Origin of the sequence: Paraburkholderia sp. OAS925, from assembly GCF_040543975.1 — a bacterium.
In the GTDB taxonomy this organism is placed as follows: domain Bacteria; phylum Pseudomonadota; class Gammaproteobacteria; order Burkholderiales; family Burkholderiaceae; genus Paraburkholderia; species Paraburkholderia graminis.
The window spans coordinates 1516039-1537151 of sequence record NZ_JBEUNO010000001.1 but is presented as its reverse complement, the minus strand read 5'-3'; the positions used below and the strand labels follow the sequence as shown (position 1 = coordinate 1537151).

The 21113-nt window shown below is 63.4% G+C and carries 22 protein-coding genes; 13 read left to right on the top strand and 9 right to left on the bottom strand.

Annotated elements, in window-relative coordinates; genetic code table 11:
• The first annotated feature begins 1 nt into the window (after position 1).
• The 4 genes from ABIE53_RS06700 (at position 2) to ABIE53_RS06685 (ending at position 2778) form a co-directional block, all read left to right on the top strand.
• Positions 2–679 (top strand): ABC transporter permease subunit, encoded by a 678-nt coding sequence (locus ABIE53_RS06700; protein ID WP_107707157.1) that lies wholly within the window; start codon positions 2–4, stop codon positions 677–679.
• Between the two features lie 46 nt (positions 680–725).
• Complete coding sequence (locus ABIE53_RS06695; protein ID WP_376914863.1) at positions 726–1259, top strand: LysR family transcriptional regulator; 534 nt, start codon at positions 726–728, stop codon at positions 1257–1259.
• Complete coding sequence (locus tag ABIE53_RS06690) at positions 1186–1611, top strand: LysR substrate-binding domain-containing protein (protein ID WP_376914861.1); 426 nt, start codon at positions 1186–1188, stop codon at positions 1609–1611. Before ABIE53_RS06695 ends, ABIE53_RS06690 begins: the two co-directional genes overlap by 74 nt.
• Positions 1612–1827: 216 nt before the next feature.
• The gene (locus ABIE53_RS06685; RefSeq protein ID WP_192700161.1) at positions 1828–2778 is read left to right on the top strand and encodes a LysR family transcriptional regulator; all 951 of its coding nucleotides are present in this window, start codon (positions 1828–1830) and stop codon (positions 2776–2778) included.
• 71 nt (positions 2779–2849) lie between these two features.
• On the opposite strand, the gene ABIE53_RS06680 is transcribed toward ABIE53_RS06685, so the two are convergent.
• On the bottom strand, positions 2850–3455 hold the full coding sequence (locus tag ABIE53_RS06680; protein ID WP_107707159.1) for a hypothetical protein: 606 nt from the start codon (positions 3453–3455) through the stop codon (positions 2850–2852).
• Positions 3456–3877: 422 nt separating this feature from the next.
• Between ABIE53_RS06680 and ABIE53_RS06675 the strand changes: the two genes are divergently transcribed.
• The 5 genes from ABIE53_RS06675 (at position 3878) to ABIE53_RS06655 (ending at position 7599) form a co-directional block, all read left to right on the top strand.
• Positions 3878–4147, top strand: a complete 270-nt coding sequence (locus ABIE53_RS06675; RefSeq protein ID WP_006048416.1) for a hypothetical protein — start codon at positions 3878–3880, stop codon at positions 4145–4147.
• Between the two features lie 200 nt (positions 4148–4347).
• Positions 4348–4629: a hypothetical protein gene (locus ABIE53_RS06670; protein WP_258196080.1), complete on the top strand. Its 282-nt coding sequence runs from the start codon at positions 4348–4350 to the stop codon at positions 4627–4629.
• A 250-nt stretch (positions 4630–4879) separates the two neighbouring features.
• The gene (locus tag ABIE53_RS06665; protein ID WP_006048418.1) at positions 4880–5326 is read left to right on the top strand and encodes a very short patch repair endonuclease; all 447 of its coding nucleotides are present in this window, start codon (positions 4880–4882) and stop codon (positions 5324–5326) included.
• A 172-nt stretch (positions 5327–5498) separates the two neighbouring features.
• A complete protein-coding gene (locus ABIE53_RS06660; protein ID WP_192700160.1) occupies positions 5499–6002 on the top strand; it encodes a YbhB/YbcL family Raf kinase inhibitor-like protein in 504 nt (167 codons plus the stop codon).
• Positions 6003–6150: 148 nt separating this feature from the next.
• Positions 6151–7599 carry an MFS transporter gene (locus ABIE53_RS06655; RefSeq protein ID WP_082366951.1) on the top strand — a complete coding sequence of 483 codons (1449 nt, stop codon included), beginning with the start codon at positions 6151–6153 and terminating at the stop codon, positions 7597–7599.
• Between the two features lie 170 nt (positions 7600–7769).
• Here the strand turns inward: ABIE53_RS06655 and otsA are convergent, their stop codons facing one another.
• From otsA to ABIE53_RS06625, 6 genes are all read right to left on the bottom strand, one after another.
• A complete protein-coding gene (gene otsA, locus ABIE53_RS06650) occupies positions 7770–9203 on the bottom strand; it encodes an alpha,alpha-trehalose-phosphate synthase (UDP-forming) (protein ID WP_029970024.1) in 1434 nt (477 codons plus the stop codon).
• 226 nt (positions 9204–9429) lie between these two features.
• Entirely contained in the window at positions 9430–9702 is a 273-nt protein-coding gene (locus ABIE53_RS06645) for a hypothetical protein (RefSeq protein ID WP_107707160.1), read from the bottom strand.
• A gap of 153 nt (positions 9703–9855) precedes the next feature.
• Positions 9856–10071: a hypothetical protein gene (locus tag ABIE53_RS06640; protein ID WP_107707161.1), complete on the bottom strand. Its 216-nt coding sequence runs from the start codon at positions 10069–10071 to the stop codon at positions 9856–9858.
• A gap of 118 nt (positions 10072–10189) precedes the next feature.
• Positions 10190–11590 (bottom strand): sigma-54-dependent transcriptional regulator, encoded by a 1401-nt coding sequence (locus tag ABIE53_RS06635; protein ID WP_006048425.1) that lies wholly within the window; start codon positions 11588–11590, stop codon positions 10190–10192.
• A 299-nt stretch (positions 11591–11889) separates the two neighbouring features.
• Complete coding sequence (locus ABIE53_RS06630; protein ID WP_107707162.1) at positions 11890–12171, bottom strand: hypothetical protein; 282 nt, start codon at positions 12169–12171, stop codon at positions 11890–11892.
• 111 nt (positions 12172–12282) lie between these two features.
• Positions 12283–12600, bottom strand: a complete 318-nt coding sequence (locus tag ABIE53_RS06625; protein ID WP_006048427.1) for an ElaB/YgaM/YqjD family protein — start codon at positions 12598–12600, stop codon at positions 12283–12285.
• A 314-nt stretch (positions 12601–12914) separates the two neighbouring features.
• On the opposite strand from ABIE53_RS06625, the gene ABIE53_RS06620 reads away from it, so the two are divergent.
• The 3 genes from ABIE53_RS06620 to ABIE53_RS06610 all read left to right on the top strand — a co-directional run bounded on the left by ABIE53_RS06620 (position 12915) and on the right by ABIE53_RS06610 (position 15369).
• Entirely contained in the window at positions 12915–13973 is a 1059-nt protein-coding gene (locus ABIE53_RS06620) for a sigma-54 interaction domain-containing protein (protein ID WP_006048428.1), read from the top strand.
• A 242-nt stretch (positions 13974–14215) separates the two neighbouring features.
• Positions 14216–14830 carry a hypothetical protein gene (locus ABIE53_RS06615; RefSeq protein WP_006048429.1) on the top strand — a complete coding sequence of 205 codons (615 nt, stop codon included), beginning with the start codon at positions 14216–14218 and terminating at the stop codon, positions 14828–14830.
• Positions 14827–15369: a hypothetical protein gene (locus ABIE53_RS06610; protein WP_006048430.1), complete on the top strand. Its 543-nt coding sequence runs from the start codon at positions 14827–14829 to the stop codon at positions 15367–15369. The genes ABIE53_RS06615 and ABIE53_RS06610 overlap by 4 nt, the downstream gene beginning before the upstream one ends.
• Before the next feature lie 82 nt (positions 15370–15451).
• Here the strand turns inward: ABIE53_RS06610 and ABIE53_RS06605 are convergent, their stop codons facing one another.
• Together ABIE53_RS06605 and ABIE53_RS06600 are read right to left on the bottom strand one after the other, a co-directional pair.
• On the bottom strand, positions 15452–16798 hold the full coding sequence (locus ABIE53_RS06605) for an ABC transporter ATP-binding protein (protein ID WP_053857721.1): 1347 nt from the start codon (positions 16796–16798) through the stop codon (positions 15452–15454).
• Between the two features lie 111 nt (positions 16799–16909).
• Entirely contained in the window at positions 16910–18661 is a 1752-nt protein-coding gene (locus ABIE53_RS06600; RefSeq protein WP_006048432.1) for an ABC transporter permease, read from the bottom strand.
• A 684-nt stretch (positions 18662–19345) separates the two neighbouring features.
• Between ABIE53_RS06600 and ABIE53_RS06595 the strand changes: the two genes are divergently transcribed.
• The gene (locus ABIE53_RS06595; RefSeq protein WP_029970034.1) at positions 19346–21037 is read left to right on the top strand and encodes a sensor domain-containing diguanylate cyclase; all 1692 of its coding nucleotides are present in this window, start codon (positions 19346–19348) and stop codon (positions 21035–21037) included.
• The last annotated feature ends 76 nt before the right edge of the window (positions 21038–21113 follow it).

Sequence of the window (21113 nt, the reverse complement as noted above, 5' to 3'; positions counted from 1 at the left end):
TATGTTCGAGATGGACTGGCAAGGGCTCGTCGACTCGAGAGACGTGTTGCTCTCAGGCATGCAGGTCACATTGCAGATTACCGTTGTCGCGATTCTCGTCGGTCTCGCCTGGGGCACGGTACTCGCGATATTCAGTTTGTCGGCGAATCGCGCACTGCGGCTCTTTACGCAAACCTATGTAGCGCTATTCCGATCGATTCCGCTCGTCATGCTGTTGTTGTGGTTCTACCTGATCGTGCCGCAACTGCTGAAGGCGCTCTTCAATCTTCCGTCCACGGTCGACTTGCGGCTCGTTTCGGCACTGACTGCTTATTCGTTACTCGAGGCGGCGTTCTTCTGCGAAATCATTCGCGCGGGCATCGCCGGCTTGCCGAGCGGACAGCTTCAGGCGGGATACGCACTCGGCATGACATCCATGCAGACGCTGCGTTATGTGATTCTGCCGCAGGCGTTTCGCGCGATGGTGCCGCTTGCGCTTACACAGTGCATCGTCATCTTTCAGGACACGTCGCTCGTCTATGTGATCGCGCTGGGCGATTTCTTCAGGCGCCTGACGGCAATCGGCGAACGCGACGGCACCATCGTCCCCGTGCTGATCGTTGCGGGCGTGGCTTACTGGGCGATCACCACGATGATGATCGCGATCACTCATTGCGTTCGCACGAGGCTCGCAAAATGATTGCATTGAAAGACGTTTCTAAACGGCATGGACACGCGCCATCACGATGAGTACCAGCCACGACACGCAATTGCGCATGTTCGTCGCCGTCGCGAAGTTCCATTCGCTGCGCGCGGCGGCTGAAGCGGTCGGCATCACGCAGCCGGCCTTGAGCCGGCATATTCAGTCGCTCGAATCGAAACTCGGCCACGCGCTATTCAGGCGGCACGGTCGCGGAATGCAACTGACGTCGGATGGCGAAGCGTTGTTTCGGGCGGTAGAGCCGCTTCTCGACGCGCTGGACCAGTCGGTTTCGCACGCCACCGCGCATGGGCCCGGCTGGGGACTGTCGCTGCGCATTGCCACAGTGGACACACTGGTTGGACACTTCGTACCGAGCCTCGGCCGCGAACTCTTGCGAGTCTATCCGCAGACGCGTCTCTCTTTGCAATGCAGCACTTCCAGTAGCGTCGTTGAAATGGTGTTGCGCGGCACGGGCCGATCTCGGCCTGGCTTATTCCACCGAGTTGAGCACGACCGACCTTCAAAGCGTCGAGCTTCACGAAGAACGCCTCGCGCTTTACCACAGCGCGCGGACTGATGTCAGCCGCGAAGCCATGTCGCGTTTGTCGGAGTTGAAGCTGGTGCTGCCGCCTCGTCACTTCGGCGTGCGGCGTTATGTGGAGCGCGTGCTCGGTTGTGCGATACAGCCGTCGATCGAATGCGACTCGCTCGAGTTGTCATTGCGAATGGCGTCGGTTAGCGGAGCGATTGCGCTATTGCCAGAACATGTCCCAGAGGACTTAATGGCATCCTGTGAGTTAAATCGCATAATTCTCGCGGACATTCCCGCTCGACGGCTGGTCGCTTTCTGGCGCGCTCAAACCAGAAGATGTGTGGTACTCGAGACGGCCATTGAAATCGCCAGGCGAACCCGAGCCAGCGAACGATAACTGCACGTTAATCCAGAATTATTTCTGGGACGATGGCGCCGTGCATTCGCCACGGTCATAATCGCAAAGGCGTTGCGCAGCATCAACGCAAACTTCAAATACCTCCTGAACCGCTACACAACAAAGGCACTGCGAAAGGGCACTGCCAACAAATCGCCTGAATCGTCAAACAGTTTTGACAATTAGTCATGCATACCTTCAAACGGTGAGGACACGATGAAGAACCATCAACTTCGCGCGCTCGTCGCCATTGCAGACGCCGGCAGCGTTCGCGGCGCAGCCAGGGCATTGGGATTGTCGCCCTCCGCCATCACGCAGGCGCTGAAAAATCTCGAAGACCGCGTCAACGCGCCTTTGATCGTGCGCGCATCGTCAGGGGCGACGTTGACGGAATGCGGCAATACGCTGCTCCCTCATGCAAGACTTATCGTGTCGCAAGTAGAACGCGCGCATGGCGCTTTGAATGAGATGCGCGGCGAGCCGTGCGGAAAACTGTCGCTCGCGATCACGCCGTGGATAGCTTTATGTTTTCTTCCCGAGATATTCATTCAGTTCCGCAAGCTGATGCCGAATGTGCAACTCGAGATGTTCGAAGGCCTCATGTCGATCGCCTATCCGCGTTTGCGCGATGGCAGCGTCGAAGTATTCGTGGGCCAGCAGGCTCCCGATACGGTCAACACGGAATTCAATTTCCGCCCGCTCTTGTCGTGCGGCCTGACCGTGGTCGCGCGGCGTGGACATCCACTCGCGCAGTCCCGCTCTCTTGCGGATCTGATGGATGCCGATTGGCTGGTGTGCCTCGACTCGGACATGGAGTGCCGGCTCTCGAAGAAAATGTTCTATCGCAATGGCTTGCCGGAACCGCGTAACGTTCACTACATGCATTCATTGATGGTGGCCGCATCGGTACTGCAAAGAACCGACGCAGTGAGTATCTTCCCGTGGCCACTCGCGGAACTGTGTGTGACGCGCTTCAAGTTCTGCGCGTTCCCGCTGAGAGAAGAACTCGAAGATACATCCATCGGAATCGTTTCGCGCCTCGGCCATCCTCAAAGCGCGGCGGCAAATTGCCTTATCGACATACTTCTGGAGACCATCCGCGATAGCGACAACACAGGAAGCGTAGAAGCAAAGCGGGTTCTGCAATCGACTGAGCGGCTGTTTTAGTTCGCGCCATTGTCGTGCAACGCCGGCGGCTGTACTCGGCTTTACGCTTCACCGCCGGCTCATCATAACGATTAGCGAATCGGCTTGCCGCCGCGTGTGATGAGAACCGCCGTCTCAGCGCTATATGTCGCGTGCACGCTGTCGCCTACCGCGATCTTGTCGAGGGGTACGTTCGGGGCAATTTGCAGCAGCATACTGCGCGAGGGTCCGCGCAATACGACCTGGCGATTCTTGCGGTCGATGCTTTGCACGGTCGCGACCACGTCGACCTTGCGCAGCTTCACGGCCATGCTGTGCGATATGGGCCTGGCGGATTCTTCTTCGACTCGCGAGCGCACGCCCTTGGCCGCCACCTTTTCCGCCGACAACAACAGCGCGCTTTTGTATTGGACCTGTATCTCGTCGCCGACCTTGAGCAGCCTGATATCGGCCACCTCGGGATCGACCTCCATCACTACTATCTCGCCGTGCGATCCCTGCACGGTGATACGGTTCATCTGCGCGTCGATATTGACGATACGGCTGGTGAGCCAGGCGACCATTTGCGCACCCGGTGCGCTTGCCGGTGCAGGTGTCCGATCGTCTTGCGCGCGACTTGCTGCCGGATAGCCCAGCAATAATGCCGCGGCAAAGGCGAGGTTTAACATACTCGACGATTGCGCTGTAAGTGCACGCATAACTTGCTCCGATTTCAATTTCATAGTGAGTAGGTGTGGTGGGCAGTCCTCGACAACATCAGCGCTTTAATTAACCGGTCGCCTGTTGACTGCCAGCAGCGAACGTATCGCGAGCCCATGCACGCTGTGAAGCAACATAATGCTGAACGCGTTAATCGCTTCCGAACAACACAGCAAGGAGCCGGGCGCTCCATTCCGCATACGCACGCGCGTCGCCGCAACAGATCCATATCGCTTTCAATGAACCGCGTTCGCTTTTGCTTTACGCGTACGCCATTCCGCTTCTTCCGCCGACGGTTCGCTTGCATTAACTTTCCAACACGTTGCAGCGAGTAACGAACCCCGAGCCGCCACTTACCAAGGTCTGAGTGGTGGACTTTCGCGGCCGCTAAGGCGGCCGCTTTTTTTCAGCAGGAGCGCCCATGAAGAAAATCGTTTCCACTCTGTTGTTCTGCATGATTAGCGCGGCGTCGACATCCTGGGCACAAACCCCGGCGAATAAAACATCGCCGGGTACAAGCGATCAGATCGTGCAGATGCACGAGCGCATTTCCGCGGCTAATCACGTATATGACGGCAAAGTGGCCGCCGCCAAGCGCGTGTATATGCGGCAGAAAGCGGCCGCAGCGAAAGAGCGCGACGCCGCCGTCGCCGCTGCTCGCGACGGTGTTCCCGCAGACGCCGCTCAATAGGCGGTCTTATTGGCGCGGCCGGAGAACGCGCGTTCCGGCACGCGATGTAAAGACGATCCAGCACTGCTAACGCAGCAAGAAGAGAGGCGTCGACTATGAACCGGGATAACGAGGCAACAGATAGACACGCAAAGGACACACATGCAAAAGAGGAGGCAGCAAAACGCAGAAGACTGACTGCGTCGAGTCTCGACGCCATCATGACACCAGGCGTGCGCTATACCTGCGTCGCGCTCGCGAATCAGTTGAACAGCAGCACACGGCAAATCAAGGCTTCGCTGAGTCAGCTCGTCGACGCCGGCACGGTCCGCCATATACAGGAGGCCCGCACCGGCATTTACTGGGTGCCGACAAGCGACGAGAGGAAGAGCTTCGAGCAAAGACGCATGGCGCGCAGAGTGCTCCTCGGCCATACGCTCGAAGGTTATGACGCGGGTCTGCACAGCTTGCAAAGCCTGTGCATGCTGGTACGTCGATCCTGACGACGCCACCGCTCGTCTCCAATACGCGCGCGGTGCAAGCGATTTTGCGTAAACTGCCGGATGCCGGCATACGCCGGCTTGCCTGCGCGCGGTTTCAATCGAATCCCGGCGTCGCCCGAAGTGGCGCGCATCGTGCTCCAGCGTAGGCAACGCTGCTTATTGCACTGCTTCAGGAGCCATCGCATGAATCGACACAAGCGCCTTCCCTGCACGCCGACTTGTTCGGGCTGCGCAAACTCGCCGCGCTAGCATGGTCGATATCGTCGACAGCGCCACGCGTAGCCGCATGATGTCCGGCATTCGCGGCCGCAATACGAAGCCCGAAGTGCTGATCCGCAGCCTGCTGCATCGGCAGGGCTTTCGCTTTCGCCTGAATGCGCGCGACTTGCCGGGGCGCCCCGACATCGTGCTGCCTCGCTACCGCGCCGTCGTGCTCGTGCATGGCTGCTTCTGGCATGGTCACGACTGCCCTCTTTTCAAATGGCCGCAGACGCGCCCCGAGTTCTGGCGCGAGAAGATCGGCCGTAACCGCGCGAACGACGACAAGGTGCGCGCCGCGCTGCTCGCGGCCGGCTGGCGCGTCGGCGTCGTGTGGGAATGCGCGTTGCGCGGCGCGAATCGCGACATCGAGGGCGTGCTGACGCGTCTCGTCGAATGGCTGAAGAGCGACGCGCCGAGCTTCGAAGAACGCGCCTGAAAGCGCCCTTGCCCACCGCCTGCTACGCGCGGTTTGGCGAGCGAACCGAAAGCCCTCGGTGATACACTCGACTGGCTAACCCGAAGCGACTTAAGCCCGCCGACTTTCACGCCGGCACGGCACTCACGGTGCTCGCTTCGGCCATCAAACCCGCCAGCAAGGGAGGCACACAATGGCTGATTTCCGTCTGTGGTCCGACGATTTTGCCAATAGCGGCTTCATGCCGAAGGCGCACGAATACGACGACAAGGCATTCGGCGTCGACGGCGAAAACATCTCGCCCGCGCTGCAATGGGAAGGCGCGCCGGCCGACACGCAAAGCTTCGCGCTCACCGTGCACGATCCCGACGCGCCAACGGGCAGCGGCTTCTGGCACTGGGTCGTGGTCAACATTCCCGCGGACGCACGCTCGTTGCCGCGCAACGCCGGCAAGGCCGACGGCTCGCTGCTGCCGCAAGGCGCGCTGCAGGTGCGCAACGATTACGGCACGGTCGGCTTCGGCGGTGCCGCGCCGCCGCGCGGCGACAGAACGCATCGCTACATTTTCCGGCTGCATGCGCTGAAGGTGCCGCACCTGCCCATCACCGCCGAGACCACCAACGCGGTCGCGCGCTTCATGACTCATCTGAACGAGATCGACTCGACGACGCACACCGGGCTCTACGAGCTCAAATAGCGGCGAGCTGCGGACGATGCCGCAACGCACGCCATCATATTGAGCGGCGCGGCATCGACCCAGCGCGCGCGAACCTTTCGCGAAAGCAGCCATAAGTCGCGACCCGCCGCGCTTTCGTGCGGAACGCTGAAGGCAACTCGAACAACCGATGCACGCACAACCATCCCGCAACGGCGGGACCCTACCGCCGGATGCCGCGGACACGCTCGCTCCTGACAGCGCGCGGCCGTCCAATGCCGAACCCGGTCTGCCCACGCCGCAACGCTATTGGGCGATGCTCGTCATCGCTCTTGCGCTGACGCTTGCGGTGCTCGACAGCGCGATTGCCAATGTCGCGCTGCCCACCATCGCGCGCAACTTGCAGGCGAGCGCGGCCGGCTCCATCTGGATCGTCAACGCGTATCAACTCGCCATCACCATTTCTCTGCTGCCCCTCGCGTCGCTTGGCGACCGCATCGGCTATCGGCGCATCTATCTGGCCGGGCTGATTCTGTTTACGGTGGCCTCGTTCGGTTGCGCGCTCTCGACCTCGCTGCCGACGCTCGCGATCGCTCGCGTCGTGCAGGGCTTCGGCGCGGCGGGCGTCATGAGCGTGAACACGGCGCTCGTGCGCATGATCTATCCGCCGACGCAACTCGGACGCGGCGTCTCGATCAACGCGATGGTGGTTGCGGTGTCGTCGGCAGTCGGACCCACGGTCGCTTCCGGCGTGCTCGCGGTCGCTCCGTGGCCGTGGCTGTTTGCGATCAATGTGCCGATCGGCATTGCGGCGATTATCGGCGGCTTCAAGGCGCTGCCGATGAACCGCGGCCACGATTCCCCGTACGACCTGTTGAGCGCGGTGATGAACGCGTTCGTATTCGGCCTGCTGATTTTCGCCGTCGACGGACTCGGCCACGGCGAACGGCTCGGCTATGTCGTCGTGGAACTGATCGGCGCGGTGGTGATCGGCTACTTCTTCGTGCGCCGTCAGTTGAGCCGCCCCGCGCCGCTGCTGCCGATCGATTTGCTGAGGATTCCGATCTTCGCGCTGTCGATCGGCACGTCGGTGTGTTCGTTCTGCGCGCAGATGCTCGCGTTCGTGTCGCTGCCGTTCATGTTGCAGGACATGCTCGGTTTCTCGCAGGTCGACACCGGTCTGCTGATGACGCCGTGGCCCGCGATCATCATCGTCGCCGCGCCGATTGCCGGCGTGCTGTCGGACAAGGTCTCGTCGGGCTGGCTCGGCGGCGTGGGGCTCGCCGCGATGACGGTCGGCCTGCTCCTGCTCGCGACGCTCGGCCCGCATCCGGACGCCTGGCAGATCGCGTGGCGCATGGCGTTGTGCGGCGCGGGCTTCGGCATCTTCCAGTCGCCGAATAACCGCACGATGCTGTCGTCCGCGCCACGCGAACGCAGCGGCGGCGCAAGCGGCATGCTCGGTACTGCGCGCCTGACCGGTCAGACGCTCGGCGCGGCGCTCGTCGCGCTGATCTTCGGCGTCGCGCCGCACAGCGGGCCGGTCATCGCGCTTTATGTTGCCGCGGGTTTTTCGGCGGTGGCCGCCGTGGTCAGCACGATGCGCGTGATGCAGCGGGTCAATACGCGCGCCGCGTAACGACGCCACGCATCCGACAAACGACGCAGATACGAAAAGGGCGCGCATCGCATGATGTGCGCCCTTTCCTTGCTCTGCTCCAACGCTTTCTTCCAGGCTCTCACTTCGACGTGATCAGCTTCGCGCGGCTTCTAACAAACGCAAAGAAACCGCGCAGCCGCCCACAACTCCTACGACGACGACGACGCCGTCACGTCAGCGAGCTTTACCGCTTTGGCCGTCACCGAAGACGCGGTCGCCACGTTACGCAGATCCGCCAGGAACGTATCGCGCCACACGGACAGGTTGTTCTCGCGCATCGGCGCCATCATGTCGGCGTGACGCGCCTGCCGCTCGGCAAGCGGCATCGACAGCGCGCGTTCGAGCGCCTCGGCCATTTGCGAGAGATCGAACGGATTGACGACGAGCGCGCCCGGCAATTGTTCGGCCGCGCCCGCGAACTGCGACAACACGAGCACGCCAGGATCGGCCGGGTCCTGCGACGCGACGTATTCCTTCGCGACGAGATTCATGCCGTCGCGCAGCGGCGTCACATAGCCGACCTGCGATTGACGGAACAGCGCCATCAGAAGATTGCGCTCGTATTTGCGGTTCAGGTACTGGATCGGCGTCCAGTCGAGCTGCGCGAAGCGTCCGTTGATGCGGCCGGCCTCGCCTTCCAGCGTCTGACGAATCCGCTGATATGTTTGCACGTCGGAGCGCGTCGGCGGCGCGATCTGCACCAGCGACACGCGCCCGTGCCATCCCGGCGCATTCAGCAGCAGACGTTCGAACGCCTGGAAGCGCTCGACGAGCCCCTTCGAATAATCGAGGCGATCGACGCTCATGATCAGCTTGCGTCCGCGCATGCCGTCGCGCAGGCTGCGCACCGGCTTTCGGTCGGTGAACTGCTCGGCGGCCTTCGCGATCGCATCGGGATAGATGCCGATCGGATACGCGGCGACCTTCAGGAAGCGGTTATACGCGTGGACCATGCCGTCTTCGCTCGAGGTGCCGTGATGACCGCGCTCGATGAAATCGACAAACGACTGGCGATCCGCCTCCGTCTGAAAGCCGATCACGTCGTAGCTGCACATTGCCTTGACGAGTTCCTCGTGCGGCGGAATCGTGCGCAGCACCTCGGGAACCGGAAACGGAATATGCAGGAAGAAGCCGATCGGATTCTTCACGCCGAGATCGCGCAGGCAGCGCGCGAACGGCAGCAGATGATAGTCGTGAACCCAGATGATGTCGTCGGGCCGCAGCAGTTCCTTCAACTGCTTCGCGAGCGTCGCATTGACGCGCTGATAACCCGCGTATTCCTGCCGATCGTAGCGCGAGAGGTCGTTGCGATAGTGGAACGTGGGCCACAGCGTCGCATTCGAAAAACCGCGGTAGTACTGGTCGTAGTCGCGCTTGGTCAGGCCGACCGTCGCATACGTGACGTTGCCCTGCTTCTCGATTACCGGCGCCGACGGTTCGCTCACCGTCTCGCCGCTCCAGCCGAACCAGACTCCGCCGGTTTCCTTCAACGCGTCCAGCACGCCGATCGCCAGGCCACCCGCTGCGGGCCGGCCCTCCTGGGTCGGCGCGACACGATTCGATACCACGATCAGTCTGCTCATTGGTGCTCCACCTAGTTCAGTTGTTTCGTTGCATGCGGACATGTGCGGCAAGATTGCACGCAAGTCGCGTGCCGTTTCGGTGCAAATGGGAAATAAAAATGTGTGCAAATGTGACAAACGAGCACAAACCCGCGCCGCCATGATGCGGCGAAGGAGTTTCTTCCGTTTCGTCACATGAAAGTGGAAACGTCTTGCTCGGGCTGGAAGCTCGGGCTGCCGAGCAGTCTTATGCGTCCTGCTCAGAGCCCAGGTCGCGCTGGTAGTCGAGGCCTTCCTGGCGCACGCCGCCCTGGTTGTATTCCCCGTCAGGTGGGGCGTCGGGGGCGACGCGATTCTGCGCGGACGGATCGTGGTGCGGCGCGGACGAGGCCGCAGCGGCCGCGGCGGCCGAAGCGTCCGGAACGGGTCCGGACGAAGCCGGCGGTGGAGCGCTCTTGTCCGTAGAACGGCTGTCGCGCTTGGAATGGCGCGCGGAACGCCGCAGCGCTGGATGTCTCATGATCGATGCCTCCGGGCAAAGCCGCGCCGCCTGGCAGCGGCGGCATCAACACAGTCTAGGAGCGACGACATTGAATTGCCGGTAAATCATGCGTCGCATTTGTAACATGTACACAAATTTGCTGCGCCCGCCAAGGCGCGAACGGCAAGGAATTCAGAGTTGCAGAGAGATTGGCGGACGCCGACTGGCCTGCGGAGTCTGCGTGGGCTGCGGAGGCGGGTCGCCAATCGGCGGCTCGACGGGTTCGATCGGTTCAGGATCCGGATTGGGCACCGTATCCGGCTCGCTTGGACTCGGCGGCTCGATCGGCTCCGGTCGATGCGCGTGCTGGCGAAGCGGCAGCGCGGGAGCGGCAGCGTAGTGCGGCATGTCAGTGGTCCTCGCTATGCATTTGTGTTGAATGCAGCAAGGGCTGTGCCGTTCGACGCCGCGCTCCCGACGGGAAGCGGCGGGTGGACTTTACGCGCCGGACTTTAAGCGCAGGACGTTAAGCGTCCGCGCCGCCGAGCGCACGCGATTCATCGGCGGCATCGCCGTCTTCGCGCGCGTCGTTGCCGTATTCCACGAGGCGGTTGTACAGCGTCTTCAGGCTGATGCCGAGAATTTCCGCGGCGCGCGTCTTCACGCCGCCGCACTGCTCGAGCGTGGCCAGAATCAACTGACGGTCGGCTTCAGCGAGCGACGTGCCGAACGGAATCGTGATCGCCGTGCCCGCAGCCGGCTTCGACAACGTGATCTGCAACGGCACGGTCGCGGTGCTGTCCGAGTCCGTGCCCGACATGATGTGCGCGCGCTGCACGTAGTTCTTCAGCTCGCGCACATTCCCCGGCCACGGATACGACAGCAGCATCTCCTTCACCGCGGGCGGGAAATGCTTCTTTGTGCCGTGCCGCTCGTTCAGTTCCTCGAGGAACGCTTGCGCGAGCAGTTCGACGTCCTTGCCGCGATCGCGTAGCGGCGGCAGGCTGATCGGAAACACATTCAACCGATGGTAGAGGTCGAGCCGCAGCTTTCCTTCCAGCACCGCCTGCTCCGGATCGCGGTTGGTCGCGGCGATCAGCCGCACGTCGGTTTCGATTTCCTTCGTCGTGCCGACCCGCATGAACATGCCGGTTTCCAGCACGCGCAGCAGCTTGACCTGCAGCTCGATCGGCATTTCGGTGATTTCGTCGAGGAACAGCGTGCCGCCGTTCGCGCGCTCGAAATAACCCTTGTGCTGACGATCCGCGCCCGTGAACGAGCCGCGCTCGTGGCCGAACATTTCCGACTCGATCAGATTCGGCGAAATCGCGCCGCAGTTCACCGCCAGAAACGCATGCTTGCGACGCAGGCTGAGCTCGTGCAGCGTCTGCGCGGCCACTTCCTTGCCGGTGCCCGACTCGCCGACCAGCATGACGGAAGCCGCCGTCGGCGCGACACGGCCGATCTGGTCGTAGACCTCCTGCATGGCCGGCGAATTGCCGAGCATCAAACCGAAGCGGCCCATGCGGCGCAGTTCGCCGCGCAAGGTGCCGATTTCGGCCTTCAGGTCGCCGGCGCGCGGCAGGCGCGACAGAATCGCCTTCACGCGCTGCATGTTGATGGGCTTCACCAGGTAGTCGGTGGCGCCCATTTTCAGCGCGTTCACCGCCGACTCGACCGTGGCGTGGCCGGTAATCACGATCACTTCCACGCCGGAGCGCGGATCGAGATCTTCGAACAGTTCGACCCCGCTGCCGTCCGGCAGCTTGAGATCGGTAAAGACAACGTCCGGCATCTGCCGGACCAGTTGAATGCGCGCTTCGCGCAGATCGCCCGCGGTGGCGGTGGTCAGACCGTCTTCCCCGATGATGGCGGAAAGCGCCTCGCGGGTACTTGCGTCGTCATCGACAATCAGTACATGTGGCATCGCGTCTCGAAAGCCTGCAAGCGTGGGAGGAACAGCATGCGGCGAGCATGCTGAAAAAGCGCCGACGACCTCGCGCGGGTGGCGGGCATACCTGTCTCAAAGTGAGCGTACGCCAACTTCCGACAGCGCTTGGTCACCGATTCCATTCAATATTGCAACAATACACGCATAAATCGCGACGTGATCGGCACTATTGTTCTGTATTTACCTATTATACGGCTTTATAGAGACAATTTAACAGTCCCGGAGACGCGCCGCATGCCCGGCGGATCGGCGGCGGCGCGCGGCGGGAAAGCAGTCTAGCTGCTGTGCGGGAACGGCCAGGCGTCGGGGTGAGAGGAGCCATTCGGCCCATGCGCGCCCGGACCGGCGGAGGCCGGCGAGCCCGCGCCGGACTGCGCGGAAGAAGCGGACGACGACGCCGCCGACGGCGTGATAACCGCGCCGCCCTCGTCTTCCCAGCGGTTCAACTCGCGCCCGGTGGTGGATTGCGCGGCGCGGCTGCGCTGCACATAACGCACCGCGAGGTAGCCGCCGAGCGCCATCAGCGCACCGAAAATGCCAATTTTGGGTCGAGCCATCATGAACTCCTTGTGGTCGTTTTGTGATCGTTAGATGCAGAGAGGCAGAGAGTGCAAACCGCCGCGCCGCGCAGCCGGCCGCAGCGGACGCCGCGGACGCCGAACCCGCGCCTAGCGCGCGCTCAGCACGCCCAAGACGAAGCCGACGCCAGCCGCAATCGCGACGGAACTCCACGGGTTCTGCCGCACATAGCGTTCCGTGTTGACGGTTGCGAAGCGATAGCGCCGCTGCGCGTTTTCCTGCGCGTCGCCGAGCGCGGACTGCAGCGTCTCGACATGGGTGCCGAGCTTCTGGCGCAGCGCGCCGACGCCCTCGCCCGGCACATTGGCGGCAAGCCGCAGCATTTCTTCCGAATCCTTCAGCAGCACCCGCAGATCCTGGACGATCTTCTGGCCGCCGAGTGCGAGCTGTTGCGTCGTGTCAGTCATCTTTCACTCCTCGTCTGGTTCAGCGCCCGCGCGGACCGCGGCGTCCGCGGTGTCCGCGGCCTGAGCGCACGCGTGCCGGGGGCAAGCTGCAATGCATGTGCCCGGTAACTTTGCTGGTTCGCGGGCGCGGCCGGCGCGCGCCACGCGCAGTTTCGACCGACTCGCCGCGATGCGCGGCCGATCGCCTTCACATAGATTGCAGGAAGCGCTGTCAAAGTGGTTAAATCGACCTTTGTGAGATAGAACTTCGGTCGTCTCGTTCCCAGGCCTGCGCGCCGCACCAACGAACTCATTTGCACAGGACTTCCCCGTTTATGGCGTCAATCGATCTGGCCTCGCCCACTGTGTCCGCCGGCGGCAGCGCTTCCGCACAGGCAAAGCAGCGCGTAGCGGACGGCGTCGCGGGACTGAAATCGTACGGCCTGCTGTACGGTTCGTCCCCGGTGATGCTCGACCTGTACGAGCAGATCGAGCGCGTCGCGAGCACCGACGCGACCGCGCTGATCATCGGCGAATCGGGCACCGGCAAGGAGCTGATCGCCCGCACGATTCACGATCAAAGCAGCCGCAGGGAGGCGCCGTTTGTCGCCGTGAATTGCGGCGCGATTCCCGACGAGCTCATCGAGGCCGAACTGTTCGGCCACGAAAAAGGCAGCTTCACTGGCGCGGTCCAAGGGCGCGTCGGCTACTTCGAGCATGCGAACGGCGGCACGCTGTTTCTCGACGAAGTCACCGAAATGGCGCCCGTGCGTCAGGTGAAACTTCTGCGCGCGCTCGAGACCGGCACGTTCTATCGCGTCGGCGGCAACGAGCTGATCAGCGGCAACGTGCGCGTGATCGCCGCGACCAATCGCGACCCGGCCGTCGCGGTCAAGGAAAACGGTCTGCGCGAGGATCTGATGTACCGGCTCGCGGTGTTTCCGTTGCGCGCGCCGCCGCTGCGCGAACGCGAGAACGACCGCGAACTGCTCGCGCAACACTTTCTTGCGCAGCTCAATCAGCAGGAAGGCACCAGCAAGAGCTTCAGCAAACGCTCGATCGAAACGCTGCGCACGTGGTCGTGGCCAGGCAACGTGCGCGAGCTGAAGAACGCGGTGTACCGCGCGTTCATTCTCGCGGAGAAAACGGTCGAGTTGCCGCACCCGCACCTCGCGTCGAAAGTGAAGCGGCCCGTGACGCAAGGCGACGCGATGAGCGTATGGATCGGCACGCCGCTCGCCGACGCGCAAAAGCAGATCATTCTCGGCACGCTGAAGTACTGCGGCGGCGACAAGCGGCGTGCGGCAAAAGCACTCGGCGTGAGCCTCAAAACGCTCTACAACCGCTTGAGCGCATATGGCGACGAAAGTACCGACGAAGACACCGAACAGTAGACGCGCTTCAGCAGAAGTTTCCTCATCAAACAGTTCGCACCGCCAATCAAACCGGTCTGCAGTCTGAGCAGAAACCGGTTTGGTGCGCACCATGTTTTGCAATTGCTTGCACTTTCCCTCTGCCATTTACAAAACGCATCCTGCAAAATGCAGCAGCCCATTTTCGACGATGGGACGACATGCCGCCGGCTCGCCGTTGCCTTCGCACGCGAGCCGGAGCACTTGCAAGAGTAGAGACAGGGATGCAAAAGAAAATGCTGTGCGCCGGGTGCCTGGAACCAGGCTTGAAACCGCGCTTGAAAGTGCGCCGCCAACCAGAAGCGAGGCGCGGATGGGGTAACGCAACGGTCCTCGTTGCGTTGAGCCTGGCGCTCGCGTCGGCGCTCTCGGGCTGCAGTTCGTTCTACACAGAAGGCGCCACCGCCGGCGCGGGTATCGCCGGCGCCGCGCTCGCGGCGAAGGTCACGAGCAACGCCGCCGTCGCGACCGGCATCGGTCTCGGCGCGGTGGCCGCGGCGCGAGCGGGCGTGCAGTACTCCGAGCGCGTGGTCCACCGGAATACGCAGGACGGCATCGCGAAGATCGCCGGGCCGCTCGAAGTGGGCGCGATCGCGCCGTGGAGCGTCACGCATTCCATGCCGATCGAAGACGACGAACACGGCCGCGTCACGGTCAGCCGCACGATCAGCGCGGGCGCGCTCGACTGCAAGGAAATCGTCTTCTCGGTCGACCACATCGCGACGAAAAACGTGCCGGCCAGCAGCGCGTTCTACGTGGCCTCCATCTGCCGCGACGGCGAAAACTGGAAATGGGCGTCGGCCGAACCCGCCACCGAACGCTGGGGCGCATTGCAATGACCGCGCGTGCGTTTCCGGCCGCTCAGCGGCTGCATCGCGCGAGTCTGACGGCGCTCGCCGGCGTGCTATGTCTCAGTGCGACGCTGCTCACGAGCGGTTGCTCGTCGATCGGCGCGGCGAGCGGCGCAGCCGCCGGCGTCGCGTCGGGCCTCGTCACGTCGAATCCGGCGGTGGGCATCGGCGTCGGTATCGCGGTGCAAGCCGCCACCGACGAAGCCATCGGCCGCTACATGCGCAGCATGCACAGCGACCAGCAGAATCTGATCGCGGCTTTGGCCGGCGCGATGCCCGTCGGCGAAACGCGTCCGTGGTCCGTCAAACATACGCTGCCCATCGAGAACGGCCACGGCCAGGTGCGCGTCACGCGCGCGTTCGGCTCGGCGCTCGCGCTATGCAAGGAGTTCGTGTTCTCGGTGCAGGACGGCGACGGACCGAACGCACGCGAAGACTGGTACACGGCAAGCGCGTGTCAGCAGGAGAAAGGCTGGAAATGGGCGTCCGCGGAACCGGCCGTGGAGCGCTGGGGCAATCTGCAATAAAACGAATCGCACCGCATAACGAAAAACGGCAGGGTCTCCCCTGCCGTTTTCATTGAACCGTACTACGTGAGCGCCGCGGTGGTCACGACTCCACGTCTTCCAGACTGAAGATTTCGGTCTGGTCGTTGTAGGAAAAAATCTCGCCATAGCGCCCCCAGTTGATGACCGCGTCGAGCGTTTCTTCGGCGGCGCTGTCGGACAGAAAATCCTCCAGTTCCTGCTCGAAGCGCACACGCGGTGCGCGATGCCCCGGCCGCTCGTTCAGCACCTTCTTGATTCGCGCGGCGAGCGGCACATGCCGCAGTAGATGCTCGGCGAACATCATCTTGCGCTCCTGCGTGCCGAATTCGGCGAACACGCGCGCGGGCGGCGTCAGGAAAATATCGCCTTCGCGGACGTCGGCGAAACCGAGGTGCTGAAGCACTTCCGCGACCGGGAACAGGTCGTCCACTTCGAGATGCAGCGAACGCGCGATTTCCGGCATGTCCGCGCGGCCGTGATACGGCGCGGCGGCGAGCGTCTCGATCAGACCGGCCATCAGGTTGGTCGACACGTGCGGCAACCAGCTATGCAGCTCGAGGCCCTTCCGCGTTTTCTCGTCGGTCTGACGCGCGGTCATCTTCGCGTAGATCTCATCCACCAGACGCCGGAACGCCGGATCGAGACGATTGCGCGGATGCTTGAACGGCACCTTGATCTCGGCGATCACGCGGCCAGGATTGGACGACAACACGAGAATCCGGTCGCACATGAACACCGCTTCCTCGATGTTGTGCGTGACGATCAGCACCGCCTTGATCGGCATGCGGCCTTGCGTCCACAAGTCGAGCAGGTCGGTACGCAGCGTCTCGGCGGTCAGCACGTCGAGCGCGGAAAACGGCTCGTCCATCAGAAGCAGTGTGGGGTCGACCACCAACGCGCGCGCAAAGCCGACGCGCTGGCGCATGCCGCCCGACAGCTCGCGCGGATACGCGTTCTCGAAGCCGTCGAGGCCGATCAGGTCGATTGCGGCGAGCGCGCGTTCGCGCCGCTCGCGCGCGGCCACGCCTTGCGCCTCGAGCCCGGCTTCCACGTTTTGCAGCACGGTCAGCCACGGGAACAGCGCGAAGGTCTGGAACACCATCGCGACGCCCTTCGCGGGACCGTCGAGCGGCTTGCCCATGTATGTGACTTCGCCGTCGGTCGGCTCGATCAGACCGGCGATGATGCGCAGCAGCGTCGACTTGCCCGAGCCCGAACGCCCGAGCAGACCGACGATCTCGCCTTCGCGCAGCGACAGGTTGGCGTCGTCGAGAACCAGCAGTTCGCCTTGCGACTTGTTGAAACCGCGGCACACGTCCTTGACGCGCAGGATTTCTTCGCCGAGACGCGGCGGCTTCGGCGGCGTCTGGATGGGCGCGGCGGTCGTGGCAGCTTTAGGATTTTGCATCGCGTTATGCCTTCAATTCTCAGGAAAACACCGGGCCGCGCAGGTTTGTCGTGCACCGCGGCAGGCCAGGCGCGTAGCGTCAGGGCCTCAGGGCTTCGTGGCCTCAGGGCCTCAGTCGAGCCGCAGCTTCGCTTCGGCGTAGGCGTACATCGGACGCCACAGCAGGCGGTTGAACAGCGTCACGAATAGCGACATCACGGCGATGCCGACGATGATCTTCGGATAATCGCCCGCCGCCGTCGACTGCGCGATATAGGCGCCGAGCCCGTGCGCGGCCACCTTCGTGTCGCCCCACTGCACGAATTCCGCGACGATGCTCGCGTTCCACGCGCCGCCCGACGCGGTGATCGCGCCCGTCACGTAGTACGGGAAGATGCCCGGCAAGATGGCCTGACGCCACCACTGCCAGCCGCGGATATGGAAATTCTTGGCCGCCTCGCGATAGTCGTTCGGATACGAAGTCGCGCCGGCAATCACGTTGAACAGGATATACCACTGCGTGCCGAGCACGATCAGCGGCGAGAGCCAGACGTCCGGGTTCAGGTTGAAGCGCACGATCACGATCACGAAGACCGGAAACAGCAGATTCGCCGGGAACGCGGCCAGAAACTGCGCGAGCGGCTGAATCTTCTCGGCGAGCGCGGGCCGCAGGCCGATCAGCACGCCGACCGGCACCCAGACCACAGACGCCAGCGCGATCAGCACCACAACCCGCAGCAGCGTGATCAGCCCGAGCACGAACACGTGGCCGACTTCATCGAGCGATACGCCGGTGCGCACGTAGATGAACACGCGATACACCACGTAGACAGTGGCGACCAGCACGAGCGCGCCCCACACGATGTCGCCGATGCGCGAGCTCTTCTGGATCTGCGGAATCGGAAAGCGCGGCGCCTGCAGCGCGGGCAAGCGGAATGGCACGCGCGCCGCCTTCGCGAACATCCAGCCGAGCGGCACCAGCAAGCGGTGAATCAGCCGCGTGCGGCGAATCAGATCGAGCAGCCACGACTCGGGCGCGTCGCCCGAACTGGTGGTCTCCATGCGGAACTTGTCGGCCCACGCCACCAGCGGACGGAACAGCAACTGATCGTAGGCGAGAATCACGACCGTCATCGCGAGGATCACCCAGCCGATCGCATGCAGGTTCTTGACGACGATCGCCTGCGCGAGATACGCGCCGATGCCGGGCAGCGTGATCGTGTTATTGCCGACCGTGATCGCCTCGGATGCGACCACGAAGAACCAGCCGCCGGACATCGACATCATCATGTTCCAGATGAGGCCGGGCATCGAGAACGGCACTTCGAGTTTCCAGAAGCGCTGCCATGACGTCAGATGAAAGCCGCGCGAGACTTCATCGAGATCGCGCGGCACCGTGCGCAGCGACTGATAGAAGCTGAACGTCATGTTCCACGCCTGGCTCGTGAAGATCGCGAAGATCGCCGCGAGTTCGGCGCCGAGCACGCGGCCCGGAAAGAGCGCGAGAAAGAACGTGACCGTGAACGAGATATAGCCGAGCACCGGCACCGACTGCAGGATGTCGAGAATCGGCACCAGCACGAGTCCGGCGCGGCGGCTCTTCGCGGCCAGCGTGCCGTAGGCGAGCGTGAAGATCAGCGACGCGACCATCGCCGCGAGCATGCGCAATGTGGTGCGCATCGCGTACTCGGGCAGATTCGCCGGATCGAGCGAGATCGCCTGGGTCTTCAGCGTCGACATCGGCGCGAGCGTCTCGTGAAAGCCGATCGCCGCCATCGCGATGATGCAGATGATGAGCGGAAACGCGACGAAGTCCCAGCGGTTGGGCAGCACGCGCCATGCCGACGCGTTGGCGGTGCGCTTCAGGTTGAAGCTGAAATCCATCAGACCGGCTCCTCGTTAATACAGGCGTTCGAATGCGCGAAGGAGGCCGCGGCTGCCGCGCGGCGGTCTGAAGTTCGGTCCGGAAAGCGGAAATCAGGCATGGCAAAACGCGTGTGCGCGGTAAATCGTTAGCGTACGAGACAGGTGGACCGGCAACGGAAGCGCCGATGGGCAAGCCGCCCCCGAACCGCAACCGTCAAGCCTGAGTCCTGTCGCCGCAGGCGCCGCCCGTAGGCTGGCGAGCTTTCCTTTGTTTTGGACGGCACGACACTACACCATCCTATGTTTCAGGCACAACCTTTGAAGGCAAATCCGGCAACTTGCTGCGCCCCGCCTGACAACGGCCCGGCAATGGCCTGACAGTGGCCTTCCGCGAAGCTTCCGTGAAGACCGCGAGCCTCGTTGCGCGTCTCGTCGCGCGTGGCCTATTGCCGCTCCCGGCATCAAGAAAACGGCGCGGTTGCCGTTAAGAGCCTGATGGGTGCAGCCCATCTGGATTCATTGCCGCGATAAGGGTGCCGTCTGGCCCCATGACGGTTAGAATCCACTAAAGATGCGCCCGTATGGATGGTTTTATCCCGGCCCGCGCGGCGCAACCCCGAGCGAAACCCCGGGCGAAACGGCGCCGCGGCGCTGCCACGAATAAGCTAGTTGCATGTCTCAGCCAGACGGATCAGAGGGTCGATGAACAGGACAACCTTGCGCCAGGCAACCGGCCCGATCGGCTTCGTGCTGATCGTACTGGCTTGCTGGTTCGTGGCCGGCATGGTCGCGGACCGGATGGTACAGCAAGAGCTCAACGCGGCGTTGCACGCGCAGCGTCAGATGGCCGCCTCGATCGTCGACAACATGGCGGAGGTGATCGCAAGCGACCTCGCGATGTCGCGAGCCATTCCCGCAACCATGGCCGAAATGGACGTGGTCCAGAACGCGCTGGTGCAATCCCGGAATTATGCCGCGAACGGCGAGACGACGGAACCCGCGCTGCGCGCCGCGTTGCTAAAAGACCCGCATCTTGGCGCGGTCAGCACCTTCCTGCACCGGGCACAGGGCTTCTCCGGGCTCGATCAGGTATGGCTCGTGAATGCCAACGGCATCTGCGTGGCCTCGAGCGATGTCTCCGGCGATCCGCAGAGGCGGCGCGCCTCGTTCGTCGGCGTCGACATGCGGGTGCGCGCGTATCTGACCAACGCGCTGCTCGGCGCGTTCTCCGAAACCTATGGCGTGGGCCGCACGAGCGGCGAACCCGGCATCTTCATCGCGGTCCCCGTCTATGCGGACGGCGAACTCGCGGGCGCGGTCGTCGCCAAGGTCGGCATCGCGCGGTTGCGCCACTGGGTCGCGCATGCCGGCACCTTCGTCGCCGACGATAACGGCGTCATCATCATGGCGCACGACAGCAAGCTCGAAGGCCACGCGCTGCCCGATTCGCGCGTGACGAAGATGAGCGTCGCCGAGCGCACCGTGACCTATCGCCGCGACGCGTTCCCGGATATCCAGATTCGCGTCGACAACGAAGTGCGCGAGCAGGCGCCGTGGGTCTCGGCGACCGTCGCCGGGCAACTGTTCGGCTCGGCCGGCCGCCTGGGGCCGTCGCTGTATCAGACTCGTGGCGGCCTGAACTCGGGGCTCTCCGCGCATCTGGTCGAGCCGCTCTCGGCCTGGCCGGAGCTGTTGCGCAACCATAAGCGCGATCATCTGCTGGTGTTTCTGACGCTGGCGGGCACCGTGGCGCTCGCGTGGGTGATCACCGTGTCGTACGTGCGCGAGCGGCGCCATCATCGGGCCACGCGCGATCTCGCCGAGCAGCTACAGTCGGCCAATACGCTGCTTTCGGCGGAGGCGCGTCACGACGCGTTGACGGGCGCGCTGTCGCGCCGCTACTTCCTCGATCTGCTGCGTCACGAGATCGATCGCGCGCACCTCGGCAACCAGCCGCTGTGCATGGCGATTGCCGACCTCGATCACTTCAAGCAGATCAACGACCGCTTCGGCCATGCCGCCGGCGACCGCGCGCTCGAGCATTTCGTCGAGACCTGCCGCGCCGAACTGCGCGGCGCCGATGCGATCGGCCGGCTCGGCGGCGAGGAGTTCGGTGTGCTGCTGCCCGGCACCGATCTCGCGGGCGGCCGCGAAGTGGTCGAGCGCCTGCGCTTGCGTCTGAAAGCCGTGCCGTCGGCGAAACTGCCTGCGTCCGTTACGCTCAGCGTGAGCATCGGCATCACGGAGTTGTCCGTCGACGACCTCCCGGAGCGGATCATGAGCCGCGCCGACATGGCGCTCTATGCGGCCAAGACCGGCGGGCGCGACCGCACCGAAGCGCTGCCGCCCGACGACACCGCCCCGCCCGCGCGCACGGTCGCAAGCGTCTGGTAACGGCGGCCGCGCTCCTTGACGCGACGCAAGCCGGAGCTTCGAGCCTTCCGCAAGCAAGCAGGTATGATCGACACTG